Annotated in this window: 16 protein-coding genes; 8 read left to right on the forward strand and 8 right to left on the reverse strand. The window is 61.7% G+C overall.

The window, feature by feature from the left end:
• Positions 1 to 44 precede the first annotated feature (44 nt).
• The 6 genes from MMS95_RS09920 to MMS95_RS09945 all read left to right on the forward strand — a co-directional run bounded on the left by MMS95_RS09920 (position 45) and on the right by MMS95_RS09945 (position 9,208).
• Entirely contained in the window at positions 45 to 1,205 is a 1,161-nt protein-coding gene (locus tag MMS95_RS09920) for an efflux RND transporter periplasmic adaptor subunit (RefSeq protein WP_269814190.1), read from the forward strand.
• A complete protein-coding gene (locus tag MMS95_RS09925; RefSeq protein ID WP_242141615.1) occupies positions 1,202 to 4,375 on the forward strand; it encodes an efflux RND transporter permease subunit in 3,174 nt (1,057 codons plus the stop codon). The genes MMS95_RS09920 and MMS95_RS09925 overlap by 4 nt, the downstream gene beginning before the upstream one ends.
• Entirely contained in the window at positions 4,359 to 5,837 is a 1,479-nt protein-coding gene (locus MMS95_RS09930) for an efflux transporter outer membrane subunit (protein WP_277951802.1), read from the forward strand. Before MMS95_RS09925 ends, MMS95_RS09930 begins: the two co-directional genes overlap by 17 nt.
• A 61-nt stretch (positions 5,838 to 5,898) precedes the next feature.
• Positions 5,899 to 8,454, forward strand: a complete 2,556-nt coding sequence (locus tag MMS95_RS09935) for a heavy metal translocating P-type ATPase (RefSeq protein WP_242141616.1) — start codon at positions 5,899 to 5,901, stop codon at positions 8,452 to 8,454.
• Positions 8,455 to 8,466: 12 nt separating this feature from the next.
• Positions 8,467 to 8,937, forward strand: coding sequence for a Cu(I)-responsive transcriptional regulator (gene cueR / locus MMS95_RS09940; protein WP_048323535.1), 471 nt, complete (start codon positions 8,467 to 8,469; stop codon positions 8,935 to 8,937).
• A 73-nt stretch (positions 8,938 to 9,010) separates the two neighbouring features.
• Positions 9,011 to 9,208 carry a heavy-metal-associated domain-containing protein gene (locus MMS95_RS09945; RefSeq protein WP_164123831.1) on the forward strand — a complete coding sequence of 66 codons (198 nt, stop codon included), beginning with the start codon at positions 9,011 to 9,013 and terminating at the stop codon, positions 9,206 to 9,208.
• A gap of 14 nt (positions 9,209 to 9,222) precedes the next feature.
• Here MMS95_RS09945 and MMS95_RS09950 read toward each other — a convergent pair whose 3' ends face one another.
• The 5 genes from MMS95_RS09950 to MMS95_RS09970 form a co-directional block, all read right to left on the reverse strand.
• Complete coding sequence (locus MMS95_RS09950) at positions 9,223 to 9,576, reverse strand: DUF1493 family protein (protein WP_004937980.1); 354 nt, start codon at positions 9,574 to 9,576, stop codon at positions 9,223 to 9,225.
• 155 nt (positions 9,577 to 9,731) lie between these two features.
• On the reverse strand, positions 9,732 to 11,174 hold the full coding sequence (locus tag MMS95_RS09955; RefSeq protein ID WP_033645806.1) for an efflux transporter outer membrane subunit: 1,443 nt from the start codon (positions 11,172 to 11,174) through the stop codon (positions 9,732 to 9,734).
• Position 11,175: 1 nt separating this feature from the next.
• Entirely contained in the window at positions 11,176 to 14,313 is a 3,138-nt protein-coding gene (locus MMS95_RS09960; protein WP_242141617.1) for an efflux RND transporter permease subunit, read from the reverse strand.
• Position 14,314: 1 nt separating this feature from the next.
• On the reverse strand, positions 14,315 to 15,457 hold the full coding sequence (locus MMS95_RS09965) for an efflux RND transporter periplasmic adaptor subunit (RefSeq protein ID WP_242141618.1): 1,143 nt from the start codon (positions 15,455 to 15,457) through the stop codon (positions 14,315 to 14,317).
• 124 nt (positions 15,458 to 15,581) lie between these two features.
• A complete protein-coding gene (locus MMS95_RS09970; RefSeq protein ID WP_242141619.1) occupies positions 15,582 to 16,718 on the reverse strand; it encodes an MFS transporter in 1,137 nt (378 codons plus the stop codon).
• Positions 16,719 to 17,062: 344 nt separating this feature from the next.
• Here MMS95_RS09970 and MMS95_RS09975 point away from each other — a divergent pair, with 344 nt between their 5' ends.
• Positions 17,063 to 18,112 carry a hypothetical protein gene (locus tag MMS95_RS09975; protein ID WP_060559688.1) on the forward strand — a complete coding sequence of 350 codons (1,050 nt, stop codon included), beginning with the start codon at positions 17,063 to 17,065 and terminating at the stop codon, positions 18,110 to 18,112.
• A 92-nt stretch (positions 18,113 to 18,204) separates the two neighbouring features.
• Here the strand turns inward: MMS95_RS09975 and MMS95_RS09980 are convergent, their stop codons facing one another.
• The 3 genes from MMS95_RS09980 to MMS95_RS09990 form a co-directional block, all read right to left on the reverse strand.
• Positions 18,205 to 18,951 (reverse strand): IclR family transcriptional regulator, encoded by a 747-nt coding sequence (locus MMS95_RS09980; RefSeq protein WP_004938000.1) that lies wholly within the window; start codon positions 18,949 to 18,951, stop codon positions 18,205 to 18,207.
• Positions 18,952 to 19,199: 248 nt separating this feature from the next.
• The gene (locus MMS95_RS09985) at positions 19,200 to 19,880 is read right to left on the reverse strand and encodes a class I SAM-dependent methyltransferase (protein ID WP_242141620.1); all 681 of its coding nucleotides are present in this window, start codon (positions 19,878 to 19,880) and stop codon (positions 19,200 to 19,202) included.
• A 76-nt stretch (positions 19,881 to 19,956) separates the two neighbouring features.
• Positions 19,957 to 21,096 (reverse strand): agmatine deiminase family protein, encoded by a 1,140-nt coding sequence (locus MMS95_RS09990; RefSeq protein WP_242141621.1) that lies wholly within the window; start codon positions 21,094 to 21,096, stop codon positions 19,957 to 19,959.
• Positions 21,097 to 21,239: 143 nt separating this feature from the next.
• Between MMS95_RS09990 and MMS95_RS09995 the strand changes: the two genes are divergently transcribed.
• Positions 21,240 to 22,103, forward strand: a complete 864-nt coding sequence (locus MMS95_RS09995; RefSeq protein ID WP_060559691.1) for a LysR substrate-binding domain-containing protein — start codon at positions 21,240 to 21,242, stop codon at positions 22,101 to 22,103.
• Positions 22,104 to 22,170 lie beyond the last annotated feature (67 nt).

Here is a 22,170-nt window from a genome sequence, read left to right on the forward strand (position 1 = left end):
GCTACGCAGTAAATTCCACAGTCGACGTCGGTAGAAAAGGTCAAATGATGAAAGCTAAAACTCTCCTCTCGACGGCAGCGGCGGTAAGCATCGCTTTCGCCGTCGCCGGGTGCAACGACAGCGCACCGTCCGCCACCGCACCGCCGCCACCTGCCGTACCGGTGGCCGAGGTGCTGGTGCGTCCGGTCACCCCTTTTGTCGAATTCAGCGGTTCCCTGACCGCCGTCCAGCGCGTTGAGCTGCGGCCGCGGGTCGCCGGGTACATACAGGCCGTGAACGTCCCTGAAGGGCGCGTCATTGAAAAAGGCCATCCGCTATTTCGTATCGATCCGCGGCCCTTCCAGGCGGCGCTGGACGCTGCAGCGGCGCGACTGCAAGAGGCCGAAGCCACCGCTACGCTCGCCCAGGCCGACTTTGCGCGCGCCCGAACGCTGTTCAACCAAAAAGTCATCGCCCGCGAGCCTTTCGATGCCGCCACTGCCGCGATGAATGTGAGTAAGGCGCGGGTCAACGCGGCAAAGGCGGCGTTAACGGCGGCGCAATTGGACATGACGTTTACGCGCGTCACCGCGCCAATCGCCGGGCGCGTCGGGCGGACGCTCATCACCGAAGGCAACTATGTCGCCAGCGGCGTCACGGCGCTCACCACCATCGTTTCCGTCAACCCACTCCACGTCTACTTTGACGTCGATGAACGCACCTATTTGCAATCGCTGGCCGCCTGGCGCGATAAGACGGCAACGCATGAGATCAAGGTCATGACGGCGTTGATCGGCGACAAAACGTACTCACGTCCCGGCCGCGTCGACTTTATCGCCAATGCTGCCGAACGGACGACCGGCACGGTACGCCTGCGCGCGGTAATCGATAACCCCGATGGACGGCTGTCTCCGGGGCTGTTCGCCAAGATCAAGCTGGAAACCGGCGCACCACAGGCGAAGGTGTTGATTGCCGATCGGTCGATTGGCACCGATCAAAGCCGTCGTTATGTCCTGGTCGTCGATAAAAACAACAAGACCGAATACCGCCCGGTAGAACTTGGCCCGGTTGTTGATGGGATGCGCGTGATAGAGCGAGGGCTGCAACCGGGAGAACGCATCGTGGTGAAAGGGCTGGTGCGCCCCGGCATGGCGGTCACCCCCCGCCCTACGATGATTGACGGCACGCCGGCGACACAACCGAACACGATGGGAGATGCGACATGACATTTCCCCGCTTCTTCATCAAACGCCCGATCTTCGCCATTGTTCTTTCCATCTTGACGTTGATCGCCGGCATCGTGGCGCTGTTCCAATTGCCGCTGAGCGAATATCCGGCGGTCACGCCGCCCACCGTCCAAGTGACCGCCTTTTACCCCGGCGCCAACCCGAAAGTGATCGCGGAAACGGTGGCCACGCCGCTGGAGCAAGCCATCACCGGCGTTGAAGGCATGCTTTATATGTCTTCACAGGCGGCGACCGACGGCCGAATGACGTTGACCGTCACGTTTGCGCAAGGAACGAATGCCGACATGGCGCAGATCCAGGTGCAAAACCGGGTGGCGCGCGCGTTACCCCGGTTGCCTGCAGAGGTGCAGCATCAGGGCGTGGTGACGCAGAAAACCTCACCGGACATCCTGATGGTGGTGCATCTTCTGTCGCCCGACCAACGCTACGATCCGCTGTATATCTCGAATTACGCTTACCTGCAGGTTCGTGATGAGCTGTCCCGTATTCCGGGTGTCAGCGATGTCCAGGTTTGGGGAGCCGGCGAATACAGCATGCGGCTCTGGCTGGATCCGGATCTGATCGCCGCACGCGGGCTAACCGCCGGCGATGTGATCGCTGCGGTGCGCGAGCAAAACGTGCAGGTGGCGGCCGGTTCCGTCGGTCAGGCGCCCGACTCCAATGCCGCATTTCAGGTTACGGTCAATACCCTGGGGCGGCTGGCCGATGAGAAACAGTTTGGCGATATCATCATCCGCACCGGCAGCGACGGCCAGGTGACCCGCTTGCGCGACGTCGCCCGTATAGAAATGGGCGCCGATGCGTATGCGCTGCGCAGCCTGCTCGACGGCGAGCCGGCCGTCGCGCTGCAAATCATTCAGAGCCCGGGCGCCAACGCGCTGGACGTCGCTCGGGCGGTCAGAGCGACCGTCAAACGCCTGGAAGGCGACTTCCCTGCCGGGCTCAGCTCACGAATCGCCTATGATCCGACGGTTTTCGTGCAGGCATCGCTCGAATCGGTGGTGACGACCCTGCTGGAGGCGATCCTGCTGGTGGTGATCGTGGTGGTAGTGTTCCTGCGTAGCTGGCGAGCCTCGCTCATTCCGCTGCTCGCGGTGCCGGTCTCGCTGGTCGGCACGTTCGCCATCATGCATTTGATGGGCTTCTCGCTCAATACGCTGTCCCTGTTCGGTTTGGTGTTGTCTATCGGTATCGTCGTCGATGACGCTATTGTGGTGGTAGAGAATGTCGAACGGCACATCGAAAACGGTAAAACGCCGCAGCAAGCCGCACGGCTCGCCATGGATGAAGTCACCGGGCCGATCATCGCCATCACCTCGGTGCTGGCCGCTGTGTTCATTCCAACGGCGTTCCTGAGCGGTTTACAAGGGGAATTTTACCGTCAGTTCGCATTGACTATCGCCATTTCTACCCTGCTGTCGGCGCTCAATTCCCTGACGCTCAGCCCGGCGCTGGCCGGCTTGCTGCTGCGGCCGCATCCGGCGGAACATCGCGCTCCCGGCCGTATTCAGCGTATCGTGCAAGCCGCCGCCCGGCCTTTCCAACGCGCGCCGGACGCGTATGCCAATGCCGTGCGTAAAACGGTGCGCGTCAGCGGCGTGGCGCTGGCCATTTACGGCGGGCTGCTCGTTCTGACGTTTTTCGGCTTCCAGGCCGTACCGCCGGGCTTCGTGCCCATGCAGGATAAGTATTATCTCGTCGGCATCGCCCAATTGCCCAACTCGGCCTCGCTGGATCGCACCGATGCGGTCGTTAAACAGATGTCGAAGATCGCGCTGGCGGAACCCGGGGTGGAAAGCGTCGTGGCCTTTCCGGGACTGTCTATCAACGGCTTCGTCAATGTGCCGAACGCCGCCGTGATGTTCGTCATGCTCGATCCGTTTAAAGAACGCGCCACGCCCGATCTGGCCGCGTCAGCCATCGCTGGTCGGCTGCAGGCGAAGTTCGCCGACATTCCCGATGGTTTCCTCGGCGTATTTCCGCCACCGCCCGTCCCCGGTCTCGGCGCCACCGGCGGATTCAAGATGCAGGTGGAAGATCGCGGCGGCGCGGGGCTTGAGTCTCTGGTTGAGCACACGCGGCTCCTGATGGTGAAAGCCACCGAATCGGGACAGATCGCCGGTCTGATGACCAGCCTGGACATCAATGCGCCGCAACTTGATGTGGTTATCGACCGTACGCAGGCGAAAAGTCAGGGTGTCAGCCTGGCGGATGTGTTCGAGTCGCTTCAAATCTACCTCGGCTCGCTTTACATCAACGACTTCAACCGATTCGGCCGCACTTACAAGGTGACCGCCCAGGCCGATGCCAACCATCGCATGCAAGCGGAAGCCATCGGCCGACTGCAGGTGCGCAACGCGGCCGGTGACATGCTGCCGCTGTCTTCCTTTGTTACCGTGACGCCCGGCTCCGGCCCGGATCGCATCATCCGTTACAACGGCTACCCATCGGCCGATATCACGGGCGGCGCGGCGATAGGTGTCAGTTCCGGTCAAGCGGTGGCCTTGATGGAGCAACTGGCAAAAGAGACGCTGCCGGAAGGCATGACCGTCGAATGGACCGATCTCACCTATCAGCAAAAGCTCGCGGGCAACGCGGCGCTGTTCATTTTCCCACTGTGCGTACTGCTCGCTTATCTCATTCTGGCCACGCAATACAACAGCTGGCTGCTGCCTTTGGCCGTACTGCTGATCGTGCCGATGTGTCTGTTGAGCGCCATGATTGGCGTCTGGCTGTTGGGGGGTGACAACAACGTTTTCGTGCAAATAGGCCTCATTGTGCTGGTCGGTTTGGCCGCCAAAAACGCCATCCTGATCGTCGAGTTTGCCCGCAGTCTGGAGGATGAAGGTGCAAACACGCTCGAGGCGGTGATTAAGGCTTGCCGACTGCGGCTAAGACCGATCGTGATGACTTCGATCGCGTTTATTGCCGGCGTCATTCCGTTGATCTTCGCCAGCGGTGCGGGTGCGGAAATGCGCCATGCCATGGGGGTTGCGGTATTCGCCGGCATGCTGGGCGTGACCTTGTTCGGCCTGTTCCTGACACCGGTGTTTTATGTGGTGATCCGTGGCCTGACGGCGCGATTCGAGCAATACCGTACCAAAGGCAAAGCCAGCGTAAGGAGCGAGTCTGATGAGAAATCTTCGTAGAACCTTTTTATTGCCGCTGAGTGCGATCGCCTTGTTAACCGGGTGTGCGGCGGTCGGTCCAGATTACTCGCCGCCCGCCCCCCGGCCTCTCTCCGGCTTCGGCCCGTCGCCGGCGGGACTCGGCGCCGGCGATGTCGAGATCGCATGGTGGCGCATCTTCGACGATCCGGCGCTCACCGAATTGATTCGGCGCGCGTTGGCGGCGAACCATGATGTCGGCATCGCCGTCGCCCGGTTGGACGAAGCCAAGGCCCTGTTGCGTGAACAACGGCGGGATTTCCTGCCGCGCGGCGACGTCGCGTTGAGTTATGAGACGCGTCGACGGGGGGAGGCAGAAAAAATGGCCGCCCAGCCGCGCCAGGCGGAAACCTACCGCGGCGCGCTTGACGCCGCATGGGAAATCGACCTCTTTGGGCGCGTTCGGCGCTCGGTTGAACTCGCTCAGGCGCAGGCGGGAAGCCGTGAAGCACTGCTGCGGGGCGTTCAGGCGGGCGTCGCCGCCGAAGTGGCCGCCACCTGGTTCGAACTGCGCGGTGTTGAGGCCGAACTTAAGGTGGTCGCCGACATCAACCAAAGCCAGCGTGAAAGCCTGGCGCAGATTGAAAGACAAATGCGTGCCGGCGTCGCCAGCGAAGTTGACCGATTGCGCGCCGAGGCGCTCTTGCTCAGCGTCGAAGCGACGACGCCGGAACTGGAACGCCGCCGATCCGCCGCCGTCAACGTATTGGCGACGCTGCTTGGCGAAACGCCCCAAACATTCCGTCCTCCGGCCACCGAACGGGAGAGTCAGCTGCCTGCGCTGCGGGCTATCGCCGTGGGTACGCCCGGCGCCCTGCTTGCCCGGCGCGCCGACATTGCGGCGGCGGAGCGGGAGCTGGCCGCGGCCACCGCCCGGATTGGCGTTGAAACAGCGGATCTCTACCCGCACGTTGAGGCGCGAGGCTCGATCGGACTGGTCGCCGGCAATCTCGATGCGATAAATGGCGCCGGCGTGCTGTCCGGCTTCATCGCGCCAATCATTCGTTGGTCATTTCTTGATATCGGCCGCGTGCGCGCCCGGATCGCCGCCAGCGAGGCGCAGGCGCGACAGGCGTTATTGATTTATGACCAGACGGTGCTGCGTGCGCTGCGTGAAACGGATGATGCCTTCAAAGCCTACGTCGAAGCGGCCGACCTGCTTGCGCTGCGGTTGCTCGAAGCGGCGTCGAACCGCGAAGCGGCGAGGCTCTCCCGGCTGCGCTTTGCGGCGGGTCAGGGCATTTACCTGGAGGTTCTCGAAGCCGAACGGGCCGACTTCAGCAGTCGGCGGGCTGTGGCGCACGCACGCACCCGGCAACGGCTTGCCGTGGTGAGCATCTATAAAGCGCTCGGTGGTGGCTGGGAAGTGTGCGCAACGGCGATGAGCGACTGCCGCGGCGCAGGTAATTCGTCCATAGCGAAAAAAGTTGACGGTAAACCTTGACCTTCCCGCGATGGGAAGCTCTAGCCTTTTGATACCCGTTACTCTTTTAAGGGCTCGTAACATGAACGCATCCAATACCCACTTACCTCAGCCTTCGTCCGCGCGTCTGAGCCTGCCGGTTGCAGGCATGACGTGCGCCTCGTGCGTCGGGCGCGTCGAGCGTGCCTTGAGCGCGATTCAGGGCGTACAGGCGGCCACGGTCAATCTCGCGACCGAACGCGCCGACATCACGTTCAACGGACAGGCCGATCCGCAGGCCGCCGTTCGCGCTATTGAAGGCGCCGGCTATACGGTGCGAGAGGAAACCGTCGAACTGGCGATCGAAAACATGACCTGCGCCTCCTGTGTCGGCCGGGTGGAGAAAGCGTTGGCCCAGGTTGCCGGCGTGATCGAGGCCAATGTCAACCTGGCGACCGAACGCGCGCGGGTGCGCTATCTCGCCGGCACCGTATCCGCAGGCGATCTGGAAGCCGCCGTCACCCGTGCCGGCTATACGTCTCGTCGCTTGACGGCGGATAGCGCCAGCGCGGACGACCAGGCCGCCGAACAGCGCGAAAACGAGGCGCGCGCGTTGCGGCGCGCCCTGTTCGGCGCCGCCCTGTTTACCCTGCCGGTATTCCTGTTGGAAATGGGCTCGCACCTCATTCCCGCCATACATGAGTGGGTCATGCAGGTGTTGGGCGCGCAGACGAGCTGGTATATCCAGTTTGTCCTCACCACCTTGGTTTTATTTGGCCCCGGCCTGCGCTTCTTCCGCAAAGGCGTTCCGGCGCTGCTGCGCGGCGCTCCCGATATGAACTCGCTGGTTGCGGTCGGCACGGCGGCGGCTTACGGCTATTCGCTGGTCGCCACCTTCGCCCCCGAGGTGTTGCCGCAGGGCACCGCCAACGTCTATTTCGAGGCCGCCGCCGTCATCGTCACGCTGATCCTGCTCGGACGCGTGCTGGAGGCACGCGCCAAGGGGCGCACCTCGCAGGCCATCAAACGGCTCGTCGGCCTTCAACCCAAGGTCGCGCGCGTCCAGCGGCATGGCGGAACGGTCGAAATCCCTCTCGAGCAGGTGGTTACCGGCGATGTGGTGTTCGTCCGGCCGGGGGAGAAAATCGCGGTGGATGGCGAGGTCATCGAAGGCGCGTCTTATGTCGATGAAAGCATGATCACCGGTGAACCGGTGCCGGTCGAGAAAATCGTGGGGGCCGACGTGGTCGGCGGCACCATCAACAAAACCGGCGCGTTCAGTTTCCGGGCGACAAAAGTCGGCGCGAATACCGTCCTGGCGCAAATCATCCGACTGGTGGAAGAAGCGCAGGGTTCCAAGCTGCCGATTCAGGCGTTGGTCGATAAGGTCACCATGTGGTTCGTTCCTGCGGTGATGGCCGCTGCGGCGCTGACGTTCCTGGTCTGGCTGGTCCTCGGCCCCACCCCGGCGCTGACGTTCGCACTGGTCAATGCGGTCGCGGTGCTGATCATCGCCTGCCCTTGCGCCATGGGGCTTGCGACGCCAACCTCGATCATGGTCGGCACCGGGCGCGCCGCCGAACTGGGCGTATTGTTCCGCAAAGGTGAGGCTCTGCAGGCGCTGCGCGATGTCAGCGTTATCGCTCTCGATAAAACCGGTACGCTGACCAAAGGCCGCCCGGAGCTGACCGACCTCGAACCCGCAGAGGGCTTCGACTATGACGAGGTGTTGGCCCTGGTCGCCGCGGTCGAGACGCGATCCGAACACCCCATCGCCGAAGCGATCGTCGCGGCGGCAAAACAGCGTGATCTCACGCTCGCCATCGTCGACAGTTTTGATGCCGTACCGGGTTTCGGCGTCTCGGCCAACCTCGGCGGCCGGGCGGTTTCCGTCGGCGCGGATCGCTTCATGACACAACTCGGGCTTGATGTGACAAGTTTTCGGTCCGTCGCCGAACGCCTCGGCGCCCAAGGGAAAAGCCCGCTTTATGCCGCCATCGACGGCCGTTTGGCTGCGGTGATCGCCGTTGCCGATCCGATTAAGGAAACATCGCCGGAAGCCATCGCGACATTGCATGCGCTCGGGCTCAAGGTTGCGATGATCACCGGCGACAACGCCGCAACGGCGGCGGCGATCGCCCGGCAACTGGGGATTGATGAAATCGCGGCCGAAGTGCTCCCCGAGGGCAAGGTGGCGGCGTTGAAATCCTTCCGCAGTAGCGGCGCGAAAGTCGCCTTCATCGGCGACGGCATCAACGATGCGCCTGCGCTGGCGGAAGCGGACGTTGGGTTGGCTATCGGCACAGGCACCGATGTGGCGATAGAAGCGGCCGACGTGGTGTTGATGTCGGGCGATCTGCGCGGCGTAGCGAACGCCATTGCGCTCAGCCAGGCGACGATCCGCAACATCCAGCAGAACCTGTTTTGGGCCTTCGCCTACAACGCCATACTGATCCCGGTGGCGGCGGGCCTGCTCTATCCGTTGAACGGCACGTTGCTTTCACCGATCTTCGCCGCCGCCGCGATGGCGCTTTCCAGCGTCTTCGTTCTTGGCAATGCGCTGCGGCTAAAACGTTTTCACGCGCCGATGGCCGTCGAGAGCCGCGCTGCAGCGGTGGCAGAAGCAGCGCACCCCACCGGGATATCGGCATCATCGTAACAGGAGGACAGGATGAATATCGGACAAGCCGCCAAATTATCCGGCGTTTCGGCGAAGATGATTCGCTATTACGAGCAAATAGGCCTGATCCCGAGAGCGGCTCGCTCCGATGCGGGATATCGCCACTACGGTATGCCTGAGGTGCATAGCCTGCGTTTTATCCGGCGTTCACGCGACCTGGGTTTTTCCGTTGAACAGATATCTGCATTGCTGCTGCTGTGGCACGACCGCGAACGCGCCAGCGCTGATGTTAAAGCCGTAGCGCTGTCGCATATCGCAGTGCTGAAAACCAAGATTGCTGAACTGCAGTCGATGGCGCAAACGCTGGAACGCCTTGCCGGCCATTGCCGCGGCAATGCGCGCCCCGACTGCCCTATTCTGGCCGATTTGGCGGAGCCGGAAACCGCCGCCATACCGCGCCAAACGCCGCGTTTCGGGTTGATGCGCGAGCCGAAACCACGGCGGCTGCGTGAATCGCCGTAAAAAGAGTTTGACCCTGCCATGCTGGCAAGCTTTACCGTTATCAAACACCGTAATCGACGAGGAGAGTAAAATGATTCGTTTTCATATTCCAACCATGACCTGCGGCGGCTGCGCCAAATCCGTCACCCGGACGCTGCTGAGCGTTGACCCGCAGGCTCACATTCAAACCGAGCCGGCCAAACGGGAAGTGCTCATCGAGAGTCTGTTGCACAGCGATACCTTCATCGCCGCGCTGGACGAAGCCGGTTTTCCTCCGGCCGAGGCGGATTAAGCGCTGCATCAGGCTTAGCGCAATTGTTCGATCAGAAAATGGATGTCGTACAGCCAGCGTTTGGCGCGCGCGGAGCGCACCAGCATAGACACGCACAGCGGCCGAGTGTGTTCTTTACAGGCGGAGGGAGAAAACCAGCGCCCGGTATTGCTCGGCGGCTGGAAATACAGCTCGTGGTTATAGTTGCCGCTGTCGACGCCGAAGGTGTCGAAGTAGCGGCGCATCAGCGTGTTGGAGTCGCTGAACGACAGATTGAGCACGGTATTAATCTCGGTTTCCGGGGTGATGGCCACGCCCTTCTGCAGCCGCCCTGATGCGTTGAAGGCGGCGATAAGCGCGATGACCTGTTGCTGAATGTCTTCTGCCATGACGACCTCGAGCCGATATGAAGAAAAAGTGAGTGCAATTATCTGTCTGACTCTGCCCGCCGCGGCGAGTTCGGGCCGCCGCGCGGGTTTTCCGTTTCTTTACACTTTCCATAAAAAACGCGCGCAGCCAAACGCTCGGCGCGCGCGGTCGAAGGTTAGCGGCTGAGCGTCGTCTTGTCGGCGATGACGCCATCCCCCTGGCGCTCGGCGGCAACCCCGCCGCCCAACACTTTATACAGGGTCGCCTGATTGTCGTACGCCGTCTGCTGCGCGGCGATCAGCGACTGCTGCGCCGTATACAGCGTGCGCTGCGCGTCCAGCACGGTCAGATAGCTGTCCACGCCCTGGCGGTAGCGCAGTTCGGCCAGACGATAATATTGCTGCGCCGCCGCCACATAGCCGGTTTGCGCCGCCAGCTGTTCCCGCAGCGTGGCTTTGCGCGCCAGCGCGTCGGCGGTTTCCTGAAATGCCGTCTGCACCGCTTTCTCATAGGTGGCGACATACAGATCTCTCTGCGCTTTGCTGTAGTTCAGTTGCGACGTGTTATAGCCGCCGCTGAAAATCGGCAGGCTGATGCTCGGGGCGAATGACCAAACGCCCGCGCCGTGGCTGAACAGCGACGAGAGTTCACCGCTGCCCACCCCGCCGCTGGCGGTCAGGCTGATCGACGGGAAGAACGCCGCCCGCGCCGAGCCGATATTGGCGTTGGCGGATTTCAGGTTATGCTCCGCCTGCAGTACGTCCGGCCGCGTCAGCAGCACCTGCGAAGAAACCCCGGCCGGCAGGTCGCGCATGATCCCGCCCAACGCGTCGATGCCGCCGGGCAGCAGGTTTTCCGGCACGCTTTGCCCCACCGCTAAATCCAGCGCGTTTTTCGCCTGCGCGGCGCTGGTCGCATAGCTGGCGGCGTCCGATCGCGCCTGTTGATAAACGGTCTCCGCCGACGCCACGTCGACCAGCGACGAGATGCCGTGCTGCTGGTTCTTGCGTGTCACCTCCAGCGACCGTTTGGCGCTTTCCATCGTCTGCTGCGCCACCGCCAGATTGCTGCGCTCGGCCGCCACCGCCACCCAGTCGGTGACGATGTCGGCGATCAACGTCAGGCGGGTGCTTTTCGCCGCCTCCGAGTTCGCCAGATAGGTTTCGAACGCCGCCCGCGACAGGCTGGCGTTTTTGCCGAACAGATCCAGCTCAAAGGCGCTGACGCCGGCCTGCGCTTCGTAACTCTGGCTGATGGCGGTGGCATTGCCGTTGCCGGTCAGCGAACGCCCGCGACTGCCGTCTGCGGTGGCGTTGATCGTCGGCAACAGCGCTGCCCGCTGCTCACCGTACAGCGCGCGCGCCGAGGCGATATTGGCGATCGCCTCGCGCAGATCGCGGCTGCTGCTCAGCCCCATCGCCACCACCTGGCGCAGCCTGGCGTCCTGCACATAGTCGCGCCAGGCGACGTCCGGGTAGCTCAACGCCTGCTTGCCGGCGGCCTCGCCCTGCGGCAGGTTGGCGGGCACCGGCGCCGCCGGGCGCTGGTAGTGCGGATCCAGCGACAGACACCCGCTCAGCAGCAGCGGTAAAGTTAACATCATGACTCGTTGCAACACGTTATTCTCCTGCCTGCGACGGCGAGTTGGCGGGCCGACGGGTAAACATGCGGCGCACCAGCACATAAAACAGCGGGACGAAAAAGATCGCCAATGCGGTGGCGGTAAGAGTGCCGCCGATAATGCCGGTACCGATGGCGATGCGGCTGTTGGCGCCGGCGCCGCTGGATACCGCCAGCGGCAGCACCCCGGCGGTAAACGCCAGCGAGGTCATCAGGATCGGCCGCAGGCGCATGCGCGCCGCGTGAACCGCCGCGCCAATCAGCGTTTCACCGCGCTGGTGCATTTCCTCGGCGAACTCGACGATCAGAATGGCGTTTTTTGCCGACAAACCGACGATGGTCAGCAGCGCCACCTGGAAGTAGATATCGTTCTCCAGCCCGCGCAGCGTGATCGCAAGCAGCGAACCGACGATGCCCATCGGCACCACCAACATCACCGCAAACGGAATCGACCAGCTCTCATACAGCGCCGCCAGGCACAGGAACACCACGATGAGCGAAATGGCGTACAGCGACGATGCCTGGCCGCTGGTCAGCCGCTCCTGATAGGAGAGCCCGCTCCAGGAATAGCTGCTGCCGGCGGAGAACTTCGCCGCCAGTTTCTCCATCTCGCTCATCGCCGTGCCGGAACTGACGCCGGCGGCGCCCTGCCCGGTGATCTCGAACGACGACAGCCCGTTATAGCGCGACAGGTTTTCCGGGCCGTAGATCCAGTGTGAGGACGCAAAAGCGGAGAACGGCGTCATGCTGCTGTCGCCCGCTGCGTTGGTGCCGCGCACAAACCATTTGTCGAGATCTTCCGGCTTGGCGCGATACGCTACGTCGCCCTGCATATAGACTTTTTTCACCCGGTTGCGATCGATAAAGTCGTTGACGTAGGTGCTGCCGAACGCGCTGCTAAGCGTGCTGTTGACGTCGCCGGCGCTCAGGCCGAGCGCCTGCAGTTTGCCGCTGTCGATCTCCACCTGCAGCTGCGGCGTGTCCGGCAAGGTGTTGGCGCGCACCGCCAACAGCGACGGATTGCCGGCGGCGGCGGCGACGATCTGATCGCGCATCGCCTGCAGCTCGGCGCGGGTGGTCGCCCCTTTGGCCTGCAGCTCGAAGGTGAAGCCATCGGACTGACCGAAGCCGTCGATCGCCGGCGGGCTCATGGAGAACACCTGGGCGTCGCGCAGCGAGGCGAAGTGCGCCATGGCGCGTTTGGCGATGGCGTCGGCGGTGTTTTCGCTGCCGCCGCGTTGGCTCCAGTCTTTGAGGCTGACGAACGCCATGCCGGCGTTTTGCCCGCTGCCGCTGAAACCGAAGCCGTTGATGGTGAAAATAGTGCTGACGTTGGCCTTTTCCTGCTCGAGGAAATAGGCGGTGACCGCCTCGCTCACCGCCGAGGTGCGGGCATTGGTGGCGCCGGCCGGCAAGGTGTACTGCACCATCACCGAACCCTGATCCTCATTGGGCAGGAAACCGGTCGGCAAACGCAGATACATCACGGCGGTGGCGATCAGCAGCAGGCCGTACAGCAGCAGATAGCGCGTCGGCCGGTGGATCACCCCGCCGACCTTGTCGGCGTACTTCTCCTGCAGCCGGTTATAACCGCGGTTGAATTTACCCAGCAGCCCTTTGTCGGTCTGTTCTTCATGCGACGCTTTCAGCAGCGTGGCGCACAGCGCCGGCGCCAGCGTCAACGCCAGCACCACCGACAGCACCATCGAGGAGACGACGGTGATCGAGAACTGGCGGTAGATCACCCCGGTGGAACCACCGAAGAACGCCATCGGCAGAAACACCGCCGACAGCACCAGCGCGATGCCGACCAGCGCGCCGGTGATTTCGCGCATCGATTTCTCCGTCGCCTCGCGCGGCGGCAGCTTATCTTCACGCATCACGCGTTCGACGTTTTCCACCACCACGATGGCGTCGTCCACCAACAGCCCGATCGCCAATACCATGCCGAACAGCGTCAGGGTATTGATCGAGTAGCCGAACGCCGCCAGCACGCCGAAGGTGCCCAGCAACACCACCGGCACGGTGATGGTCGGGATCAGCGTGGTGCGCAGGTTTTGCAGGAACACGAACATCACCACCACTACCAGGACCACCGCTTCGAACAGCGTTTTCACCACCTCCTCGATCGAGATGTTGATGAAGTCAGTGCTGTCTTTCGGGTAGGCCACCTTATAACCCTGCGGCATCGCGCTTTGGTATTCCGCCACCTTGGCCTTTACCAGCTTGGCGGTGCTCAGGGCGTTGGCGCCCGCCGCCAGCTTGACCGCGATCCCCGCCGCCGGGTGGCCGTTGAGGTGCGCGCTGGCGGAGTAGTCTTCGTTGCCCAGTTCAACCCGCGCCACGTCGCCCAGCCGCACCAGCGCACCGCTGCTGTCGCTTTTCAGTATGATATTGCGGAACTGTTCCGGCGTTTGCAGCCGCGACTGCGCCTTCACCGTGGCGGTCAGCTGCTGGTCGGCGGCGGCCGGCAGATCGCCTACCTTGCCGGCGGACACCTGGGTGTTTTGCGCCTCGATCGCCGTCTGCACGTCGGAAGGCATCAGCGCATAGCTCGCCAGCCTGGTCGGATCCAGCCAGATGCGCATCGCGTATTCCGAGCCGAACACCTGCACGTCCCCCACGCCCTCGATGCGCGACAGCGGATCCTGCAGGTTGCTGACCAGATAGTCGGAAATGTCGGCCATCGTCGCCTTGTCGGTCTCGTCATACAGCCCGACGATCAGCAGAAAGCTGCTCTGGGATTTCTTGACCGTCACGCCTTGGGCGGTGACCGCGCTCGGCAAGCGGCTTTCCGCCTGCTGAACTTTGTTTTGCACCTGCACCTGCGCGATATCCGGATCGGTGCCCTGATCAAAGGTGACGTCGATGCTGACCGAGCCGCTGGAGCTGCTGGTTGAAGAGAAATACAGCAGGCCATCCAGCCCGGTGAGCTGCTGCTCTATCACCTGGGTGACGCTGTTTTCCAGCGTTTCCGCGTCCGCGCCCGGATAAGTGGCGGAGATGGAAATCTGCGGCGGTGACACGTCCGGGTACTGTGAGATGGGCAACGAATTGATCGACATCAGGCCGCACAGCATGATGATGATGGCGATCACCCAGGCGAACACCGGGCGGCGGATAAAGAACTGCGCCATATCACTGCTCCCCGCGTTGGGCTTTGTCGAGCGAGACGGCGACCGGCTTCACCGCCGCGCCGATCGTCACCTTGCTGGTGCCTTCGACGATCAGGCGATCGCCTTCATTCAACCCGCTGCCGATCAGCCAGTTGCTGCCCACCACCCGTTCGGCGGTGACGGTGCGCTGCGCCACTTTATTTTGCTCGTCGACCACCAACGCGGTGGCTTCGCCCTTGGCGTTGCGGGTGATGCCCTGCTGCGGCGCCAGAATGGCTTTGGGATCGACGCCGTTATCCACCGTGGCATGGACATACATGCCGGGCAACAGCTCATGTTCGGGGTTGGGGAACACCGCGCGCAGCGTGACCGAACCGGTAGCCTCATCCACCGCCACCTCGGTCAGCTCCAGCTTGCCGGCATGGGCATAAGACGTGCCGTCCTCCAGCTTGATGGCGACCGGCGTGACCGCGCCGCGCTGTAACGCCGCCTGCTGGCGCCGCAGTTTAAGCAGTTGGGCGCTGGACTGGGTAAGGTCGACATAGATAGGATCCAGCGCGCGGATGGTGGTCAACGCATCGCTTTGGCCGGCGGTCACCAACGCGCCCGGCGTCACGGATGAGATGCCGATGCGCCCGGCGATCGGCGCACGCACCTGGGTATAGCCGAGATTGATGCGCGCCGTCTCCAGCGCCGCCTGATACTGCGCCACCGACGCCACGGCCTGCAGATACGCGGCTTTGGCGTCGTCTGCGTCCTGTTTGGAAACGCCGTTTTCTTTCACCAGCGCCGCATAGCGCTGCGATTTGAGCCGGGTGGATTGCACCGTAGCCTGGGCGTTTTTCAACTGGGCGGCGGCCTGATCGTAGCTGGCCTGATAGCTGGCGGGGTCAATTTGATACAATACCTGCCCGGCTTTCACCTCGGCCCCTTCGGTAAACAGCCGCTGCTTGATGATGCCGTCGACCTGCGGCCTCACGTCGGAGGTCATGGTGGCGTTGACCCGGCCGGTCAGCTCGCTGCTCAGGGTCACCGACTGGCCGCGCAGCGTGACCACGCCGACCTCCCGTTCACCGCCTGCGCCCGTCGGCGCGCCGGCGTTTTGCCCATCGCAGCCGGCCAGCAACAGCGACAGCCCCAGCGCTAAAAGCGTTTTCCTCTGCATTGCAATACGATCCTATTGAGAATGACTATTCTCAATATATCGAATGCCGCAATGCGCTTCTGAAAGGGTTGCGTAAGGATTGCGTAAAATCTTTTCGGGCTGGAAAACGCGCAGCGCGGTGGGTTTACCCTAATCTGCGCGCAAGCGTCAGCGCCAAAACCGTGGCGATGCTGATACCCGCCGCTCCCAGGAAAACGGCGGATGAACTGCCGGGAATGAACGCCATAAAGGATGACAAGAACTGGCCGGAGAAAATCGCCATCGATAAATAGGCCAGATTTCGCCCCCGGGTGCGGGGGGAGCTTTGTTCTACGGTCATATGATTAACCAACGGCACCGAGAAGCCGAACCCGCATCCCATCAGAATGCCGCCGGCAACAAATGCCGCAGTGTCGTGCGCAGAGGCGAAGAGCAGATGCGCTGCGGCATAACAGACAAACGCCGCGCCAAGCGCGCCGTTGTCTCTGAGTAAAGCCACCAACCTGGGCATCAGCGCGGCGGCAAAAACGGCGATAAGCGAGATAAACGACAGGAAGTATCCCGTTTGCGCCGCCCCGATATTCATGTGGTGGAAATGCTGCGGGATGACAATGATCCCGGTGAAGAAGCAGATCATGGAAAGCACAGCGGAAAAATAGACCGCGGTTAATCTGCCGGCGCCGGTGGAAATGGCATCACCGCGCTGAACGTTGTCTGATTCGCCCACATCGGACTGGGGTTTGGGCACAAACAGCAACTGCATCGCCAGCAACACCCAGGCGACAAGATACAACAGGAAGGGCCAGCGCCAGCCGAGCGTCGCCAACAGTCCGCCGATAAACAGAAAGATGACGCCGCCCAGCTCGATCGACATGCCTTGCGAAGCGATCATTTTCAAGCGCGCCTGCCCACTGTAAAAAGCAGAAATCAGACCGGTGCCGGCTGACATCACGATCGCCGTGGCGCCGCCAAGCAGCAGGCGGTCGAGCATCACCGGCCAAAAGCCGCGAAGCAACAGCCCCCCCGCCCCAAGCAGGCCATACAACAACAGCCCCCAGCTGAGCGCCGCGTAAGCGCCCGCCTTGTCAATAAAACGTCCGGCAAAGGGGCCAAATATCACCACGCCCAACGACGGCACGGTGACCAGCCAACTGGCCGCGGAAGGCGTGCCCAACTGGCTCGCGATCTCCGTCAAACCGGGAACGATCACGCAACCGACCATGATCGTCAGACAGGCCACGGCCAAGAGCGTAAACGCCGCCATTTTTCTTAATTCACGCATAGAGAGCCTCACTAAGGTGTCCGTTATATGGATTCAATATCCATTATTTGGACGGTATTCTTGAGGCTTCTGCCCAACATGTCAACGCGCAAACTGTAAACCGAATGTCAATCCTACCCTGCCAACGTCGGCAACCCTCCAGTTATTACCTGCAATGGCTGGCAGGCGCTTTTTGGCAATCCATGCGCTTTGTCACTCAATGAGCGTTGACATCGCCCACATCCGGCAACAGAATAATAACCATTATTCGGATGAATGATCCATCATGCGGATAATTCAGAATCAATATCAACCACACCACATCTCGCTGCCGTCAAGTCGGCGACAACCTAAGTGAGGATCTCATGAGTAAAGAAATTTCACGTCGTAATATCATCAAGCGCATTCCGCTGTTGGCTGGCGGCGCCTTGCTTTCTCAATCCCTGCTGTCTTCCGCCATGGCGGCGCCATCATCCGCCCTACCGGCGGCGGCGCGGAAAGGCGCGTTTACTGATGCAGGCGCATCGCTCGATAAGTCATTGATTTCCTACTATCAGGTGCCGATGCAGAAACGCTTGAAGATCAATGAGAAAGGCATTCAGGGCAAGCCCTACGCCGAGTTCTTCGACAGCAATCTGGATGCGCCCGTAGAGATGATCCGCGCGCTGGAACAGGGGCCGTTGGCAAAAGAACACATCCTTCAACCCACGAAAGCGGGCCTGAAAACCCTATTGGAACGTTTTGACGAGTTTCCGGTATCGGGTTACGCCGTCGTTGAGGATGGCGGCCCCTGCGCCTATGCGCAAAGCCGCCATATTTTTCCGGGCGTGACCACGGAGATGTTCAAGTGGTGGTTCTGCTGGCACCCGATCGAGAGCGAACGCTATTATCTGTGGTTCCCGCATGCTCATATCCACAACTCGGTTGTCGATCCCAAGCGTCTGGCGGATACCCGTCTGTCCTACGCTGAGCGGCTGTACGGCAACCCGAACCACATTACCGAGTACATTGGCGATAACTATCTTGACGGCGTTATCCATTTTAATGCGCCGGAAAGCTTCGGCGTCGAGAGCGAGTTGCTCAAAAAGCATCGCTTTACCTTTAACGCCAGCGGCATCATCACGCCTTATGATGCGCAATCAACGCCGCTGGTGTTGATGATTCATCTGGGTCGCGACACGCCGCAAGGGATGGAAATGGTCAACCGTTACTGGATCGGCACGCATGAATCCTGGGATAGATTCGATAAGTTCCCGGACGGCGGAAAACGCTCCCGCGAATACATCACAAAAGCGGGGATGACGAAAGCGTCGCTGGAAGGCTTTGCTTATGAAATGGCCGTCCACGATATGACGGAGTTTTCTTCGCTCGGCCGTTTCCTGCCTGAAATTTATGCCCGGTTCGGCAACAGCTGACTGCCGCCTTCCCCTCGCCAACGCAGCGCCGGGGGCGAGGCATGCTTGCCCATGCGGCGTTTAGCGCCTGCCGGGCCAAACGCCCCGGCTTGTTATGCCAGCATCGCCTCGATTTCCGCTTTGCACTGCATCAGCGAACCGAGCAGATGGTCAAACTTTTCCTCGAAGCGCATGGCCGGAACCGCAATGGATATGGCGTAAAGCTCGTTGACGCCGATATTGAGATAAACGCCGACGCCACAGACGCCGCGAGCGTGCTCTTCGCGATCGATGGCGTAACGACGGATCCTGGTTTCCCGAATGTCCTCCAGTACGGATGAGACGGTTCTGAGGGTATTATCCGTTCTGACATCCGGCTGGCCGCCAAGCAGATCCGCAATCTTTTCGTCAGGCAGCTCGGCCAGAATGGCTTTGCCATGCGCCGTGCAGTGACACGGAAAGGCGGTGCCAACGGCTGATACGACGCGAAGTTCCTGATCGGAAACAAACTGGCCTACCGATACCGCGTGGCTGCCGCGGTAAACGCACAAATCGACGGTTTCACGCGTGCGGCGGCCCAGCGTTTCCATCGCCGGTTTTGCAAGGGTGATCACATCCGTATGCGCGGAAGCCGCCAGGCGGGCGAGCGCCGGTCCTAATTGAACGCCGCCGCTGCCCATGATGAGCAGCTGTTGCGATTCAAGCGAGGTGACCAAACGGTGTACGGTGGTGCGCGGCAGCCCCGTTTCCCGGGACAATTGAGAGATGGTCATGCCCTTCGGTTGAGTTTCCAGCGCCCGCAGCAGGGTGGCGGCCCGGGCAATCACCTGTGAGCCGCTATTATCCGCGTCATTACTCATCGTGATGTTCCACATTGAATGGGGTCAGGGACGAAAGAATATCACAGGTTGTCCACATATTGGATAGGTGGACAAGATCCATGGAAAATCCCCCGCCTACCTGCCTCATCACAGATACCAGGAATTTTTAGAGCAACACAGTGAGATAAAAGCAATAGCTCCCCCCCATGATATTCAGGATGGCAGTCTGCCCATGCTTCATCATCGCGCAGGCGCCTACGCCAACAGCCTCGCGTGCCTACGGCTTTTTACGGCTTCGCCAATCTGAACACCGTTTTGGTGTGCCAATAGTAGTCGATCGCCGCCGTGATATTCGGCATCCAACCGTCCGGCTCATAGGGCACGAAGCCGGAAAAACCCAGCCTGCGGGCAGAGACCTGGAACCCCGCGCCGGAGAAAATGCGCGCATAGTCGTCCAGCGAGCGATCCTGCACCACGGTATGCGTCTGTTCAGCGACCCTTGCGCGCCATTGCGGCCACAGCGGGTTGTCGGTGTGGCAACCGGTCACCGCATAGTAAACGCCGCCCGGTTTCAGCGCCCGCAGCATATCGGCGGCATGCTGCGCGATATCTTCGATCAGGTAGATGACTTCATGGCTGAAAGCGATATCGAAATGGTCATCCCAGCCTGTCAGCCGCGTGTCGGTTTGATAACCGATCGGCAGGTTTCCTTTCAGGCGATTGGCGTGTTCGACGGACTGGCGGGCGATATCGACGCCTAGCCCTTCACGAAATGGCCGGATTTGGTGCAACAGACGCAGAAAACCGCCCTGATTGCAGCCGAAGTCCAGCACCCTGACGCCGGACAGTTCGTGTTCCGGCACCAGAGTTAGCAGATGCCGCCAGATAGGCGCATGGCCTTCGGCCATGGCCTGCTCTGCGTGCGGATCGCGATACCAGGTGGGAATGCTCAAGGATAAGTCGTTCATGATGGCCTCCTTATGTTTCCACTCAGCCAACCACAGCCTATGGCGACAAACAACCGTGCGCGCATTTTTTGAACATTCACTGCTCTGGTTTGCCATGCACCGGCAGCTGGCTGGTCACGCAGTGAATGCCGCCGCCGCCGGCCGCGATGGCGTCGATCTCCAACTGCACCACCTTGCGCTGCGGATAGAGCGCCGTCAGCAGCTCAAACGCCGCTTTATCCGCCTGCGGATCGCCAAACTCAGGGGCGATCACCGCGCCGTTGATCACGAAATAGTTGATGTAGCCCGCCGCAAAATCGGGATTGTGGCGGCTGAAACGACTGTCGCGCGGCGCCAGCGGCGGCGAAAGCGTATGCACCTGCAGCTTGCGGCCGTCGGCGTCGGTCGCTGCCTTGAGGATCGCCAGATGCGCCTGGGTAACCGCATGATCATAAGAGGCCGGATCGGTGTCCAGGTTGGCCACCACCACGCCCGGCCGCACGAAACGGGCATAAAAATCGACGTGGGCATCGGTGATGTCCCGGCCTTTAATGCCCGGCAGCCAGATAATTTTGCGCAGGCCGAGCATCGCCTTCAGCTCCTGCTCCACCCGATCGCGGTTCCAGCCTGGATTACGGTTTGCATTCACCCAACTGCTCTCGGTCATGATGCCGGTGCCGCGCCCATCCACCTCAATGCCGCCGCCTTCGCCCACCAGTGCGCTGCGGCGCGGCTGAGCGACGCCGTATTTTTTGGCGGCGAACGCCGCCAGACGCGCATCCCTGGCATGCCGCTGCTTATCGCCCCAGCCGTTGAAATTGAAATCCACCGCGCCCAGCGCACCGGCGTCGTTGACGACGAAATTGGCGCCAATGTCACGCATCCAGATGTCATCCAGCTCGGTGACGACATAGCTGACGTTCTGACTGCCGCAGGTGGCCTCCGCCAGCTGCCGTTCGTGCGCGCGGCAAAATACCGTCAGCGGCTGAAACTCGGCGATGGCGCGGGCGATGCGCCCCTGCGCTGCCTGCACGTCCGTCGTGAACCCACCCCAAATCGCACGCTGCGCGCCGAAGGCGAGAAACGCCCGCAGCTGAGGTTCCCCTTCGTCGGGCATCCGCCAGGCCGGATTAAGCGCAGCTTCTGCGTGACCGCGTAATGGAAAGCCCAACGATGCCGTCAAGCCGACGCCGGCCACCGCCGAAAGCTGCTTGATGAAGGTGCGACGCGATGACATAAACGACCTCTTTTAATTAATTTAAATTCAAATGGTTAACCGAATTCTTCACTCTCCGGCACTTGAATCCCATGCTAGTCTTCCCCTGCCACCGCGACAAACGATATATTTAGTGGATATCTGATTAGACAGGCTTATCGATAATGTTAAAACACTGGCCCCCTTTGAGCGCACTGCGCGGTTTCGAAGCGGCGGCGCGCCTGGGCAGTTTTCATCAGGCCGCCGAAGAATTGCACCTGACCCAGTCGGCCATCAGCCAACAGATCCGCAGCCTCGAGGCGTTTTTGGAACAGCCGCTGTTCTTCCGCACCGGCCGCAGCGTAACGCTGACCGACGCCGGCCACGATCTGTTCAGCACCGCGCAGGTGATGCTGCAACAGTTGGCCGTCGGCATTCGCCGTTTGGATCAGTACCGCAAACCCAATCAGCTGATCGTCAACACCACCCCGGCCTTTGCCCGCCACTGGCTCGCGCCGCGGCTGGGCGAGTTCAATCAGCGGCATCCGCAGATCGATCTGTGGCTGTTCACCAGCTTTGAGCCGCCGGATATGGCGACGGACAGCATCGATCTGGCGATCCGCGACGATCTCAGCGCGCAGGCGGACTGCACCTTTAACGTTCTCTGTACCGACCGGCTCTATCCCGCCTGCCACCCCAGCCTATTGGCGCTGGCGCCGGAGCAGCGCGTGACCTTGCACGGCGAACGCGAGATGGACTGGAGCCACTGGACGGTGGCGGGCGGCGCGCACGTCGGCCAACGCGACAGCGGGCTGAACTTCTCCGATCCTGGTCTGCTGCTGGACGCCGCCTGCAACGGCCTCGGCATCGCGTTGGTCAGCCAACTGCTGGCGCAACACGCGCGCGACGTCGGGCTGCTGCAGCCGTTAACCGAGCAACGCGTGCGCGGCGCCAACTGGGCGTGGCTGCTGCACCGCGACAGCGAACACAATCCGCTCGCCCGTCACTTCTGCCAATGGCTGCAGTCGGCGCTGCCCGCCGGCGCATAACGCGTCACATCACGATTTGCTACTCTGGTCAGGCGGGCCCGCCTGACCGCTGCTACTTTCAATAAAG

This window comes from Serratia sp. PGPR-27, assembly GCF_022678525.1.
Classification (GTDB): Bacteria; Pseudomonadota; Gammaproteobacteria; order Enterobacterales; family Enterobacteriaceae; genus Serratia; species Serratia nematodiphila.

Coding starts and splice junctions, on each gene's coding strand:
- MMS95_RS09930 (WP_277951802.1), top strand. CDS start 4,359: ATGAGAAATCTTCGTAGAACCTTTTTATTGCCGCTGAGTGCGATCGCC.
- cueR (WP_048323535.1), top strand. CDS start 8,467: ATGAATATCGGACAAGCCGCCAAATTATCCGGCGTTTCGGCGAAGATG.
- MMS95_RS09925 (WP_242141615.1), top strand. CDS start 1,202: ATGACATTTCCCCGCTTCTTCATCAAACGCCCGATCTTCGCCATTGTT.
- MMS95_RS09990 (WP_242141621.1), bottom strand. CDS start 21,096: ATGTCATCGCGTCGCACCTTCATCAAGCAGCTTTCGGCGGTGGCCGGC.
- MMS95_RS09960 (WP_242141617.1), bottom strand. CDS start 14,313: ATGGCGCAGTTCTTTATCCGCCGCCCGGTGTTCGCCTGGGTGATCGCC.
- MMS95_RS09935 (WP_242141616.1), top strand. CDS start 5,899: ATGAACGCATCCAATACCCACTTACCTCAGCCTTCGTCCGCGCGTCTG.
- MMS95_RS09985 (WP_242141620.1), bottom strand. CDS start 19,880: ATGAACGACTTATCCTTGAGCATTCCCACCTGGTATCGCGATCCGCAC.
- MMS95_RS09970 (WP_242141619.1), bottom strand. CDS start 16,718: ATGCGTGAATTAAGAAAAATGGCGGCGTTTACGCTCTTGGCCGTGGCC.
- MMS95_RS09995 (WP_060559691.1), top strand. CDS start 21,240: ATGTTAAAACACTGGCCCCCTTTGAGCGCACTGCGCGGTTTCGAAGCG.
- MMS95_RS09950 (WP_004937980.1), bottom strand. CDS start 9,576: ATGGCAGAAGACATTCAGCAACAGGTCATCGCGCTTATCGCCGCCTTC.
- MMS95_RS09920 (WP_269814190.1), top strand. CDS start 45: ATGATGAAAGCTAAAACTCTCCTCTCGACGGCAGCGGCGGTAAGCATC.
- MMS95_RS09965 (WP_242141618.1), bottom strand. CDS start 15,457: ATGCAGAGGAAAACGCTTTTAGCGCTGGGGCTGTCGCTGTTGCTGGCC.
- MMS95_RS09980 (WP_004938000.1), bottom strand. CDS start 18,951: ATGAGTAATGACGCGGATAATAGCGGCTCACAGGTGATTGCCCGGGCC.
- MMS95_RS09975 (WP_060559688.1), top strand. CDS start 17,063: ATGAGTAAAGAAATTTCACGTCGTAATATCATCAAGCGCATTCCGCTG.